Source organism: Thalassospira sp. MIT121401 (genome assembly GCF_047125595.1).
Classification (GTDB): Bacteria; Pseudomonadota; Alphaproteobacteria; order Rhodospirillales; family Thalassospiraceae; genus Thalassospira; species Thalassospira povalilytica.
Window position 1 is genome coordinate 4,367,099 of sequence record NZ_CP138926.1, and the last position, 12,985, is coordinate 4,380,083.

Genomic DNA, 12,985 nt, shown 5'->3' on the forward strand with positions numbered 1-12,985 from the left:
GGTGGGGCTTCAAGTGCAGGTGAATAACCCTTCCTCGGATCGGGTTATTCACGGGGACGGATGAAACTGTCCGAGAGGGTCTGGACAGTTGCCCCGAACACCTTGAACGGGAGTCAAGCATGGGCCAAGGGAGCATGGCACAGACAGCATCGCCTGCGGTTGCTGTTAATTATAATATGGACGTTGTGCGCTGGGCCGCACTCGCGACCGTATTTTGGGGAGTCGTCGGATTTCTGGTGGGTGATGTCATCGCCTGGCAGCTCGCATTTCCGGCGCTCAATTTCGACAATGAATTTCTGAACTTTGGGCGTCTGCGCCCATTGCACACCTCGGCAGTTATCTTTGCCTTTGGTGGTAACGCTTTGCTGGCGACTTCCTTCTATGTGGTTCAACGCACCTGCCGCACCCCGCTTTATGGCGGCACGGCGTTGCCTGCATTTGTATTCTGGGGGTATCAGCTTTTCATCGTGATGGCCGCGATCGGTTACGTGACCGGCACCACCCAGGGCCGCGAATATGCCGAACCGGAATGGTTTGTTGATCTGTGGCTTACCCTGGTTTGGGTCTGCTATCTGGCGATGTTTGTCGGTACCCTGCTGAAACGTCAGGAACCGCACATCTATGTGGCAAACTGGTTCTATCTGGCGTTTATCGTCACGATCGCGATGCTCCATCTTGGCAACAACCTTGCCATTCCGGTATCGCTGACCGGCACCAAGTCCTATTCGATGTTCTCTGGTGTTCAGGATGCCCTGACCCAGTGGTGGTACGGCCATAACGCGGTTGGCTTCTTCCTGACGGCCGGCTTCCTTGGCATGATGTATTACTTCATCCCGAAACGGGCCGAACGTCCGGTTTATTCCTATCGCCTGTCGATCATTCACTTCTGGGCGCTGATCTTCCTCTATATCTGGGCTGGTCCGCACCATCTGCACTACACAGCCCTTCCTGATTGGGCGCAGACCCTTGGCATGACCTTCTCGATCATGTTGTGGATGCCGTCCTGGGGCGGGATGATCAACGGTCTGATGACGCTTTCGGGTGCCTGGGACAAGCTGCGTACCGACCCGGTCCTTCGTTTCATGGTTGCTGCTGTCGGTTTCTATGGCATGTCGACCTTCGAAGGTCCGGTCATGTCGATCAAGGCCGTCAACGGACTTTCGCACTATACCGACTGGACCATTGGTCACGTGCATTCCGGTGCGCTTGGCTGGGTTGCCTTCGTATCGTTCGGTGCGATCTACTTCCTGATCCCGGTTCTGTGGAATCGCGAACGCCTGTATTCGATGCGTCTGGTGTCGCATCACTTCTGGTTGGCGACCATCGGGATTGTTCTTTACATCACCTCGATGTGGGTTTCGGGGATCATGCAGGGCCTGATGTGGCGCGCCTATGACGAACTGGGCTTCCTGCAATATTCCTTCATCGAAACCGTTGAGGCGATGCATCCCTACTACATCATTCGCGCAACCGGCGGCCTGCTGTTTGTTCTTGGTTCGCTGCTGATGGTCTGGAACGTCTACAAGACGATCAAGGGCGATCTGCGTAACGAAGCTCCGATCGGCACACCTGCCACTGTTGCAGCCGAATAAGGGGGGAACGAGATATGCTTCTTAAAAAACACCATATCGTTGAAAAGAACGTCTTCGTTCTGATCCTTGGCATTTTCCTGACCATCATCATTGGTGGCATCGTGGAAATCGTGCCGCTGTTCACGATGGAACAGACCATCGAAAAGGTCGAAGGGGTACGTCCCTATTCGCCGCTCGAACAGGCCGGTCGCAACATCTATATCCGTGAAGGCTGCTATAACTGCCATTCCCAGCAGATCCGTCCGTTCCGTGACGAGGTCGAACGGTATGGCCATTACAGCCTTGCCGCGGAATCGATGTATGACCACCCGTTCCAGTGGGGATCGAAACGCACCGGTCCGGACCTGGCACGTGTCGGCGGGAAATATTCCAATGACTGGCATGTGGCCCACATGAAGGACCCGCGCTCTGTCGTGCCGGAATCAATCATGCCGGGTTATCCGTTCCTTGCTGAACGCAAACTGAACTTCGATGACGCACAGGCCCATCTCGAAACGCTTCGTATGGTCGGGGTTCCCTATACCGACGAAATGATCGAGACGGCCAAGGCAGACCTTTACCTGCAGGCCAGCGAGGATGCGGCCTATGACGATGATTTCCTTGCTCGTTACCCGAATGCGGCAACAGGTGATTTTGACGGCAAACCGGAAGAACTGACCGAAATGGATGCGCTGATTGCGTATCTGCAGGTCCTGGGCCGGATGGTCGACTTCACCACCTATAACCCGCAGATGAACCTGCGCTAGGGCAAAGGGGAACGTCATGGAATTCTTTACGCAACTCGCTGACTTTTTCCGCCCCCTGTGGGGACTGTGGCTGATGCTTCTGTTCAGCGCGATCATTGCCTGGGTCATGTGGCCAAGCAAAAAGCGCAATCGGGACATGGAAGCACACGCCCGGATTCCGCTGCGGGATCAGGATTAAGGGGAGAACAGAGTAATGCCGACACATGTCGAAAAAGACCAGGTATCCGGGCGCGAGACCACCGGCCATGAATGGGACGGTATCAAGGAGCTCAACACACCGCTTCCGTCCTGGTGGGTCTATGTTTTTTGGGTGACCGTAATCTGGTCAATCGGTTACTGGGTGGTTTATCCGTCCTGGCCGACCGCCAATGACTATCTCAAGGGGATGTTCGGGACGACCAACCGTACCCAGCTGCATGAAACCCTGAACAATGTTGCTGCCGAACGCGCTCCGTTCATGGAACGCCTTGCGGCACTCGATGTAACGGAAATCACCAGCGATCCGGAACTTCTGAACTTCTCGATGGCCGGTGGCAAGGCGATCTTTGCCGACAATTGCGCACCGTGTCACGGAACGGGCGGATCGGGCAATCCGGGCTTCCCGTCGCTTCAGGATGACGCATGGCTTTGGGGTGGGACACTTGAAACCATCAACGAAACCCTGCATGTCGGGATCCGCTGGGATGCCAATGAAGACACCCGCATGAATGACATGCCGGCCTTTGGCCGTGACGAATTGCTTGAACGCGATCAGATCGACGATGTTGTGCAATATGTCCTGCACTTCACCGACCGGGCAACCGACAAGGCCGCGGCTGATCGTGGTGCGATCGTGTTCGAAGAAAACTGTGCATCCTGCCATGGCGACAATGCCAAAGGCATTCAGGAACTCGGTGCGCCGAACCTGACAGACGCCATCTGGCTGTATGGGGGCGACAAAGCCACCATCACCGAAACCGTGACCAATTCGCGCCGTGGCGTGATGCCGGCATGGGAAGGCCGTCTTGACGAAGAAACCATCAAGATGCTGACAGTCTATGTCCACTCTTTGGGTGGCGGCCAGTAAAACAGACTGCCAGGGCCGGTGATATCTATCATCGGCCCTTTTTATTCCGGGCACTTTGTCCGAAACGAGATGTCCGTCGCAGTTTTCCCATGATCTTCACGTCGTAAATTGACATGTATCATGGTTACTGAGGCGGACCTTTCGTATTTTCAGGCTCAGATTTGAATAATGAAAGCCTGCCCCGAAAAGCTGCTGACAAATTGAACTTTCTGTCTGACAGCTTGGCCGTTTGCTCCGACTGGCGGTTTCCCGCAAAACCACCGCCATCAGCACGGTAGGGAGCACTAACCAGGTAGCGAAAATGGCCATGTCCAGCTTGCCGCATCCCGATGCCGAACACACCGCCAGCCCGCTTGTCAGTGATGGCAGCGACTATGACGATCAACCGCTTTATAAAACGCGTGACAAGGTCTATCCCAAACGGGTTTCCGGCCGGTTCCGTAACCTCAAATGGTTCGCACTGATCGCGTTATTGTCGATTTACTGGCTGGTGCCATGGATCCGCTGGGATCGTGGACCAAGCGCCCCCGATCAGGCAGTGCTGATCGACATGGACCTTGGCCGCGCCTATTTCTTCTTCATCGAAATCTGGCCCCAGGAAGTCTACTACATCACCGGCATCCTGATCATGGCGGCAATCGGTCTGTTTCTGGCAACCTCGCTGTTTGGACGTATCTGGTGCGGTTATGGCTGCCCGCAAACGGTCTGGACCGATCTTTTCATGCTGGTCGAACGTTATATCCAGGGCGATCGCAACGCGCGTGTCCGCCTTGATCAGTCGAAATGGACGTTCGAGAAATTCTGGAAAATCGGTGCAACCCATCTGGCCTGGATTGCCATTGCCATGGCAACCGGCGGCGCGTTTGTTCTGTATTTCAACGATGCCCCGACCGTGATTGTCGATGTCTTTACCGGCAATGCGACGCTGGCTGTTTATGTCACCATCGCGTTTTTGACTTTCTCGACCTATCTTCTGGCTGGCTGGGCTCGCGAACAGGTTTGCACCTATATGTGTCCCTGGCCGCGTTTTCAGTCGGCAATGCTGGATGATGAAAGCCTGATCGTCACCTATGAAGGATGGCGAGGGGAAGCCCGCGGGCCGCTTAAACGCAAAAACCTGACCCGTGGCGAAGTCCCCGAAACCGGCCACTGCATCGATTGCCGTGCCTGTGTGAATGTCTGTCCGACCGGCATTGATATCCGCGACGGCCTGCAGATGGAATGCATTGGCTGTGGCCTGTGTATTGATGCCTGCAACGACATCATGGACAAGGTCGGCTTTCCGCGTGATCTGGTCCGGTTTGACTCGGTCCAGAACACCCAGCTTCGCGCCCAGGGCAAGGCAACCCGCGTGCGCATCATTCGCCCGCGCACCATTTTCTATGCGGCCATCCTGACCGTGGTGGCATCGGTGATGATGTTCGGTCTTTTGAACCGTTCGGTCCTTGAACTCAATGTGCTGCGTGACCGCAACCCGCTATTTGTGACCCTGTCTGATGGCGATGTCCGCAATGGCTATACGGTCAAGTTGCTCAACAAGGAACAGTCGCTGAAAACCTATGAACTGACGGTTTCCGGCCTGACGATTTCGGATTTCCAGATCATCGGTCAGACCCCGAACCAGAAAGGCACCTTTGATCTTGAAGTGGCGCCAGACCGGGTTGGCAGTTTCCGTGTGTTCATTGCCGCCGATCCGTCGGCACTTGATGGCGATGCAACACCGTTCGAATTCACGGTGACCGATACGGAAACCGGAAACACCGAAACATATGATACAGTATTTGCCGGTCCCAAGACCGACCGCTGATCGTGAAAACGCTTTGGCACAGGAAAGACAAGCAATGGCAACGCATATGACGTCTCCTTCTTCTGATCAAACCGGCCCGCGCAAATCGGATCGCTGGATCCCTTGGTACTTTGTTGGCGGCTTTGCCATCATGCTGATTGCCAATATTTCGCTGATCACTTTTTCCATGACCAGCTGGAACGGCCTTGTCACCAAGCACGCCTTTGAAGAAGGCAACAACTACAATGCTGCAATTTCCGGTGCGGCCCGTCAGGCCGAACTTGGCTGGCGCAGCAAACTGACAGTCGGGGGTGTCATCAATCAGTCGGGCACTGTCACTGTTCTGTTCCGTGACAAGGACAGCAACCCGATCAGTGGTGCAAAAATGTCGATCGTTCTGACCCGTTCTGACCGCGACGACATGGACCAGACCATCCCGATGGCCGAAGTTGCACCGGGCGAATATCGCGCAAGTGCATCTTTCCCGGTATATGGTCGCTGGCAGGTCCGCACCATCGCCCATGCCATGGGTGATGATTACCAGACACTTGAAAACGTCGTCATCAATCCATGACCCAGCCCGCCCTTTGCCGTCACTGCCAGGAACCGGTCACTGCCTCGTCACCGGCGGGGCCTGACTTTTGCTGTGCGGGATGCGCCGGAGCGTATGAGCTGCTGGGCGAATTGGGGCTTTCATCCTATTACAAACGCCGCGCGGTCGATCCCAAAATCCGTGCCCTGCGCCCAGATGAAGAAACGCTTGGCAGTCTTGATTTCACCGAACTGGCCAGCACCGATGACACCGGCACCCACCATCTTAATCTGATGGTGGATGGCATTCATTGTGCGGCCTGTGTCTGGTTGATCGAAACTCTTTTGCAACGCAACGATGCCGTGACGCGTGCCCGGGTCAATATGACGACCCGCCGCCTGCGTCTAAGCTGGCAGGGTGCGTCGTCCGATATCAGTGCCATCCTGTCACCGGTTTTGCAGATGGGCTATCGCCTGATCCCGTTTGATCCCGCCGCCCTTGAACAGGCAACCGTGTCGCGCAACAAGGAATTGCTGCGCTGTCTGGCCGTCGCCGGATTTGCGGCCGGCAATGTGATGTTGTTATCGGTTTCTGTCTGGGCCGGGTATTTTCAGGGCATGGGCGGGGCAACCCGCGATCTGTTTCACTGGTTATCGGCGTTGATTGCTTTGCCTGCCGCTGCCTATGCCGGGATGCCGTTTTATCGCTCCGCACTGGGTGCCATCCGCAACCGGCGGGTCAATATGGATGTGCCGATCAGCCTTGGTGTGATCCTTGCCCTTGGCATGAGCCTTGCCCAAACCATTCGTAGCGAACCGCATGCCTATTTCGACAGTGCGATCACGCTTTTGTTTTTCCTGCTGATCGGTCGTTATCTGGACGGGCGGGCCCGTGGACAGGCACGGTCGGCCGCCGAACATCTTTTGTCGCTGAATGCCCGGTCAATCACCGTCATTGACGATGACGGAACCCGTCGCCTGATCGCCCCGCACAAGGCAGAACCGGGCATGGTCGTTCTGACGGCAGCGGGGGAACGGATCGGCATTGACGGTGAAGTCATCGACGGCCAGTCCGACATTGATACCAGCGTCATCACCGGCGAAAGCATCCCGGTCCTGACCCGCCCGGGCAAAACAGTCTTTGCCGGCACGACCAATATATCCGCGCCTTTGCGCATTCGTGTGACGGCAACCGGCGGCAATACCCTGTTATCGGAAATTGTCCGGCTGATGGAAAATGCCGAACAGGGTCGGGCCAAATATGTCGCCATTGCCGACCGGGTGGCCAAATCCTATGCCCCGGTTGTTCATTTCCTGTCGCTGGCGACTTTTGTCGGCTGGTGGCTGATTGGTGGTCTTGCCTGGCAGGATGCGCTGATGAATGCGATTGCGGTTCTGATCATTACCTGCCCCTGTGCGCTGGCGCTGGCGGTTCCGGTCGTTCAGGTCATTGCCACCGGCCGGTTGTTGCGTGCCGGAATTCTTGTCAAATCGGCAACCGCACTTGAACGGCTGACCAAAATTACCGGTATCGTCTTTGACAAGACCGGAACACTGACCACCGGCAAACCCGAACTGGTCAGCCAGACCGACGCCGAAACGCTTGAACTTGCAGCACGCATTGCCGCAAACAGCAATCATCCGTTGTCCCGCGCCCTGGTGCGTGCGGCTGGCAATGTTGCGGCCATGGCCAATGTTACCGAACAACCGGGCCTTGGCCTGACGGCGCATACACCGTTTGGCACCATTTTGCTTGGCAGTCGCACATTTTGCGATATCGCGGAAAACGCCGATTTGCCGTCTGATGTCACCGGGCCGGAATTATGGTTGGCAGAACCGGGAAAATCACCGACCCGGTTTGTGTTCCGCGACACACCGCGCAGTGACGCGGTCACGGTCGTTGATACCCTGCGTGCGCGCGGATTTGATATGACATTGCTGTCGGGTGACCGCAGCAGCACGGTCCGCCAGCTTGCAGAAACAATCGGCTTGCGTGACTGGCATGCGCGCATGTCCCCGACCGACAAGGCCGGCTTTGTCCAGAAACGTGCAGATGACGGCAAGTTTGATCTGATGGTCGGCGATGGCATCAATGATGCCCCGGCTCTTGCCTGTGCCCATGCATCAATGTCACCTGCAACCGCTGCCGAGATTTCGCAAAACGCGGCTGATATCGTATTTCAGGGTGACAGGCTGGGTGCCGTCATCGAAGCCATCGACGTCGCCCGCAAGGCCGACCGGCTGGTGCGTCAGAACTTCGCCCTGTCCTTTGCCTATAACCTGATTACGATTCCCCTTGCGGTATCGGGCTTTGTCACCCCCCTGATTGCAGCCATCGCCATGTCATCGTCATCGCTGATTGTTATTGCCAATGCCTTGCGCCTGCATGCCAAAACATCCGGACAATCGCCAAACCTTGATATCGCGCCCCTGCGCCCCACATCCCAACAGGCAGGAGCCTAATGGCATGAGCAACCTTCTTCTCCTGATCCCGATCGCACTTTTTCTGGGTCTTTTGGGGCTTGGTGCCTTTTTGTGGTCACTGCGTTCCGGGCAATTCGACGACATGGAAGGGGCCGCCAATCGCATCCTGTTTGACGATGATGACGACCAGTTTGCGCCTAAATCCAAGAAATTCCACCACAATGACAGTTAGAATAACTTGAAACGCTCCTGTCTGTTCGCATAAATTAACGCTACTCAATGTATCGGGTCACCAGTATCGGAGTCTGCGATGGCAGTCCGCCCCCAACTTTGCGAAGCCTGTTCTATCAAGGACTTGACCTTCTGCTCGTCTTTGCACGGGGCTGAACATGATCAGCTGCGCCAACTGCTGACTCACGTCCAGTTTGATTCACACAGCACCATCTTCCACGAAGCCGAAGAAGCCGACTATGTCTTCAACGTCACGTCGGGCTCGGTCAAACTGTACAAATTGCTGGGTGATGGTCGCCGTCAGATCACCGGTTTCCTGTTTGCAGGCGACTTTCTGGGACTGGCCCTGAACGCCAATTACAGCTACACCGCCGAGGCAATCGAACCGGTCACGGCCTGTCGCTTCCCGCGTCAGAAGCTCGAAAAGCTGTTTGATCAGTTCCCGCATCTTGAAAAACGCATGCTGGGCATGGCGGTGGACGAACTTGCCGCCGCACAGGACCAGATGCTGTTGCTCGGCCGCAAGACTGCCAAGGAAAAGGTCGCATCCTTCCTGTTGATGCTGGCCCGCCGTCAGGAACATCGCGGTGAAAATACCGATACCATCAACGTCCCGATGAGCCGGTCCGACATTGCCGATTATCTGGGTCTGACCATCGAAACCGTGTCGCGCACCCTGACGCAACTGCGTAAGGAAGCAACGATTTCGCTCAAGGATAACCGCCATATCGAAGCGGTCGGGCTTGATATGCTCGAAGACCTTGCCGAAGGCCTCTGAATTCTTTTGTGCAACTGCACAGTAATGCTGACTGCGTCTTTGAAATGATGCGAGGAAAAAGCGTAAATTCGGCCAATTGATAACCTGTTGGCCGAATTGCCTATTTCGCGATTGCAAAAAAATATTTCCCGAATACCGTCATCATATTGTAAACATGACGGCACGCCCGACACAGATCGGGCAGCCAAATCCGGTCGAACCGGGGGAGAAACGTCATGAGTGCCACCACAAAAAAGATGGGCCGGGTTTCCGTCCCACAGCTTCGCGCCCGCAAGGGTGGCGAACCGATTGTCTGCCTGACTGCTTACACAACGCCAATGGCCCAGCGCCTTGATGAACATTGCGACCTTCTGCTGGTCGGCGATTCACTGGGCATGGTTGTCTATGGCATGGAAAGCACGCTTGCCGTGACCGTCGACATGATGGTCAATCACGGCAAGGCGGTCATGCGCGGCTCGAAAAATGCCTGTGTCGTGATTGATCTGCCATTTGGCAGCTATCAGGAATCCAAGGAACAGGCTTTCCGGACCGCATCGCATATTCTTGCCGAAACCGGCTGTGCCGCGGTCAAGCTCGAAGGCGGGGCCGAACTGGCCGAAACCATCGAATTTCTGACCCAGCGCGGTGTGCCTGTCATGGGCCATATCGGCCTGATGCCCCAACAGGTCAACACCATGGGCGGTTTCAAAAGTCAGGGTCTCGGCGAAGCTGCTGCTGAAAAAGTCCTGGCCGATGCCCGCGCAGTCGCCGACGCCGGCGCCTTTTCCGTCGTGGTCGAAGGAACGGTTGAACCGGTCGCCCGCCACATCACCGAAACCATCGATATTCCGACCATCGGGATCGGTGCATCGGTGGCCTGTGACGGCCAGGTTCTCGTCACCGAGGACATCCTTGGCCTGTTTTCGGATTTCACGCCAAAATTCGTCAAACGCTATGCCAATCTGGGCGATGCCGTCTCCGAGGCGGTCGGCCAGTATGCAAGCGAAGTGCGCAACCGTCAGTTCCCGGCGGATGAACATTGCTTTGGCGTTACCAAAAAAGGTAACTTGCGCGCGGTCTGATGCCTGATGGTTCTGACCGCCGCGATTTCTTGAAATTTCGATACGACGATTACGATGCCTCTTACGACTGTTCACACTGTCGCAGATTTGCGCGCGACTGTTGCCGACTGGCGCGCGCAGGGTCTGCGTGTTGCCCTGGTGCCAACCATGGGTGCGCTTCATGACGGCCATATCAGCCTGACCCGTCTTGCCCGTGAACATGCCGACCGCGTGATCGTATCGATCTTTGTCAATCCGACCCAGTTCGGCCCGAACGAGGATTTCGGCGCCTATCCCCGCACTCTGCCCGATGATCAGAAACTTCTTGATGCGGCCGGGGTGGAACTGTGTTTTGCCCCCTCGGTCGAGGAAATGTATCCCGACGGCTTTGCCACCAAGGTCAGTGTCGATGGCGCGATGACCAATGTTTTGTGCGGGGCGGCCCGCCCCGGCCATTTCGATGGGGTGGCCCAGATCGTCACCAAATTGCTGCTTCAAGCACTGCCCGATTGCGCGATTTTCGGCCAAAAAGATTATCAGCAGCTGATGGTCATCCGCCGTTTCAGTGCGGATCTCAACATTCCGGTCGACATTATCGGGGCCAAAATCCTGCGCGAAGAAGACGGTCTGGCCATGTCGTCACGCAACCGGTATCTGTCGCCACAGGAACGCGAAACCGCGCCGGTTCTGAACCGGGTTCTGGCCGATATCACCGCCAAGGCCGCCAAGGGTGCCGAACTTGGACCGCTTTTGGCCAAGGGGCGCGAAGATATTCTGGCCGCCGGGTTCAATCCGATCGACTATCTTGAAGTTCGCGATGCGCAAACGCTTGAACTGGTCAGCCAAACCGTCACCAGACCGGCGCGAATCTTTGTTGCTGCGCGTCTTGGCAAGGCCCGCCTGATTGACAATCACGCGATTGATCCGGTCAACCCGGCGGTTTGAACATCCGGTTGGATGCCCCCGGGCACCATCAGAATCGGGGATTGGGTTCGAAATGACTCGAAAAGCGCAGAACATCGCGCTTTTGCGCCCGATTGCGCTTGACTCCCCACCCCCGATCAAATAAACCCTCCTCACCAAAGGTCGCCCAAGGGGTGACTCCCCCAGTCCTCGAGTTTTCGAGCACTGGGTTTTAGTTTTTTGTGCGTACGCGGTGGAAACACCGGCAACACAGACGGGATTTGGAATGTTTGAAGGACTAAGCGATCGCCTTGGCGGAGTTCTCGATAAGCTGCGCAAACGTGGCGCGCTGAAGGAATCCGACGTCAAGGAAGCCATGCGCGAAGTACGCGTCGCCCTGCTTGAGGCTGACGTTGCGCTGCCGGTCGTCAAAACCTTTATCACCAACGCCACCGAACGTGCGGTTGGTCAGGACGTTCTGCGCTCGGTCACCCCGGGTCAGATGGTCGTCAAGATCGTCCATGACGAACTGAAAAACATGCTGGGCGAAGGCGAAGACATCAATCTTGCCTCGACCCCGCCGGTGCCGATCCTGATGGTTGGTCTTCAGGGTTCGGGTAAGACCACCAGTTCTGCCAAGATCGCGCTGCACCTGACCAAGAAGCGCAACAAGAAGGTTCTTCTGGCATCGCTCGATATCTATCGTCCGGCCGCCCAGCAGCAGCTGAAAGTGCTGGCCGACGATAATGGTCTGGGTGTTCTGCCGATCGTTCTTGGCGAAAAGCCGGTTTCGATTGCAAAACGCGCCATGGATACCGGCCGCAAGGAAGGCTATGACGCCGTCATCCTTGATACCGCCGGCCGCCTGCATATCGACATGGAACTGATGAGCGAAGTCGCCCAGGTCCGTGATGCGGTCAACCCGGTTGAAACCCTTCTGGTCACTGATGCGATGACCGGTCAGGACTCGGTCAATGTGGCCAAGGAATTTGCCGAAAAGGTCGGCATCACCGGTATCGTTCTGACCCGTGTTGACGGTGATGCGCGTGGCGGTGCGGCCCTTTCGATGCGTCAGATTACCGGCTGCCCGATCAAGATGATTGGTGTCGGCGAAAAGATCGACGAGATGGAGGCCTTCCACCCCGATCGTATCGCCAACCGTATTCTTGGCATGGGCGACGTTGTCAGCCTGGTTGAAAAAGCCGCTGAAACGATCAAGGCCGAAGACGCCGAGAAAATGGCGAAGAAGCTGCGCAAGGGTCAGTTTGACCTGAACGACCTTCTCGCACAGCTCAAGCAGCTTCAGAAGATGGGTGATCTTTCCGGCATCATGGGGATGTTGCCGGGCATGGGCGCGCTGAAAAAACAGATGTCGCAGACCAAGCTTGATCCGAAACTTCTGACCCATCAGGAAGCGATCATCCTGTCGATGACGCCGAAGGAACGTGAAAACCCGGCCCTGATCAAGGCATCGCGCAAAAAGCGTATTGCCGCGGGCTGTGGCCTGACGGTTCAGGACGTGAACAAGCTGCTCAAGCAATATCAGACCATGTCCACCATGATCAAAAAGATGGGAAAGATGGGCAAAAAGGGTCTGTTTGGCGGCATGCCGAAAATGGATCCGGCAATGCTTGAGGGCGGCGAAATGCCCGACCTCGGCAATCTGCCAAAAGGTTTCCCCGGTGCCGGGGGCGGTTTGCCGCCCGGCCTGCCGGGATTGGGGGGCGGCGGTGGCCTTCCTCCGGGATTCCCGGGATTTGGCAAAAAGAAATAGCCAGACCCCAGGTTCTTAAACAGGTTCTCAAGAATGCCTCTTAGGAACCGAAACGGTCGCAAGACCGCAGACTACAAGACTAGCGAATAGGCCCCTCGGGGCCCTGATTTAGAA

The 12,985-nt window shown here is 56.3% G+C and carries 12 protein-coding genes; all 12 read left to right on the top strand.

What is annotated here, in order from left to right; genetic code table 11:
• The first annotated feature begins 134 nt into the window (after positions 1 to 134).
• The 12 genes from ccoN (at position 135) to ffh (ending at position 12,871) form a co-directional block, all read left to right on the top strand.
• The gene (gene ccoN / locus SIB88_RS20005) at positions 135 to 1,592 is read left to right on the top strand and encodes a cytochrome-c oxidase, cbb3-type subunit I (RefSeq protein ID WP_068519837.1); all 1,458 of its coding nucleotides are present in this window, start codon (positions 135 to 137) and stop codon (positions 1,590 to 1,592) included.
• Between the two features lie 14 nt (positions 1,593 to 1,606).
• On the top strand, positions 1,607 to 2,338 hold the full coding sequence (ccoO, locus tag SIB88_RS20010; protein ID WP_068519838.1) for a cytochrome-c oxidase, cbb3-type subunit II: 732 nt from the start codon (positions 1,607 to 1,609) through the stop codon (positions 2,336 to 2,338).
• Positions 2,339 to 2,354: 16 nt separating this feature from the next.
• Positions 2,355 to 2,516 carry a cbb3-type cytochrome c oxidase subunit 3 gene (locus SIB88_RS20015; RefSeq protein ID WP_101247242.1) on the top strand — a complete coding sequence of 54 codons (162 nt, stop codon included), beginning with the start codon at positions 2,355 to 2,357 and terminating at the stop codon, positions 2,514 to 2,516.
• A 15-nt stretch (positions 2,517 to 2,531) separates the two neighbouring features.
• Positions 2,532 to 3,404 (top strand): cytochrome-c oxidase, cbb3-type subunit III, encoded by an 873-nt coding sequence (ccoP, locus tag SIB88_RS20020; protein WP_101247243.1) that lies wholly within the window; start codon positions 2,532 to 2,534, stop codon positions 3,402 to 3,404.
• A 307-nt stretch (positions 3,405 to 3,711) separates the two neighbouring features.
• Positions 3,712 to 5,211: a cytochrome c oxidase accessory protein CcoG gene (gene ccoG, locus SIB88_RS20025; RefSeq protein WP_231856784.1), complete on the top strand. Its 1,500-nt coding sequence runs from the start codon at positions 3,712 to 3,714 to the stop codon at positions 5,209 to 5,211.
• 34 nt (positions 5,212 to 5,245) lie between these two features.
• Positions 5,246 to 5,764 carry a FixH family protein gene (locus SIB88_RS20030; RefSeq protein ID WP_114113165.1) on the top strand — a complete coding sequence of 173 codons (519 nt, stop codon included), beginning with the start codon at positions 5,246 to 5,248 and terminating at the stop codon, positions 5,762 to 5,764.
• Complete coding sequence (locus tag SIB88_RS20035) at positions 5,761 to 8,184, top strand: heavy metal translocating P-type ATPase metal-binding domain-containing protein (protein ID WP_412558915.1); 2,424 nt, start codon at positions 5,761 to 5,763, stop codon at positions 8,182 to 8,184. The genes SIB88_RS20030 and SIB88_RS20035 overlap by 4 nt, the downstream gene beginning before the upstream one ends.
• A 4-nt stretch (positions 8,185 to 8,188) precedes the next feature.
• Positions 8,189 to 8,377 carry a cbb3-type cytochrome oxidase assembly protein CcoS gene (gene ccoS, locus SIB88_RS20040; RefSeq protein WP_068519843.1) on the top strand — a complete coding sequence of 63 codons (189 nt, stop codon included), beginning with the start codon at positions 8,189 to 8,191 and terminating at the stop codon, positions 8,375 to 8,377.
• A 78-nt stretch (positions 8,378 to 8,455) separates the two neighbouring features.
• Positions 8,456 to 9,154 (top strand): cyclic nucleotide-binding domain-containing protein, encoded by a 699-nt coding sequence (locus SIB88_RS20045; RefSeq protein WP_068519844.1) that lies wholly within the window; start codon positions 8,456 to 8,458, stop codon positions 9,152 to 9,154.
• Positions 9,155 to 9,369: 215 nt separating this feature from the next.
• A complete protein-coding gene (gene panB / locus SIB88_RS20050) occupies positions 9,370 to 10,215 on the top strand; it encodes a 3-methyl-2-oxobutanoate hydroxymethyltransferase (RefSeq protein ID WP_412558916.1) in 846 nt (281 codons plus the stop codon).
• A 54-nt stretch (positions 10,216 to 10,269) separates the two neighbouring features.
• Complete coding sequence (gene panC / locus SIB88_RS20055; RefSeq protein WP_412558917.1) at positions 10,270 to 11,139, top strand: pantoate--beta-alanine ligase; 870 nt, start codon at positions 10,270 to 10,272, stop codon at positions 11,137 to 11,139.
• 244 nt (positions 11,140 to 11,383) lie between these two features.
• On the top strand, positions 11,384 to 12,871 hold the full coding sequence (gene ffh, locus SIB88_RS20060; protein ID WP_101247350.1) for a signal recognition particle protein: 1,488 nt from the start codon (positions 11,384 to 11,386) through the stop codon (positions 12,869 to 12,871).
• The last annotated feature ends 114 nt before the right edge of the window (positions 12,872 to 12,985 follow it).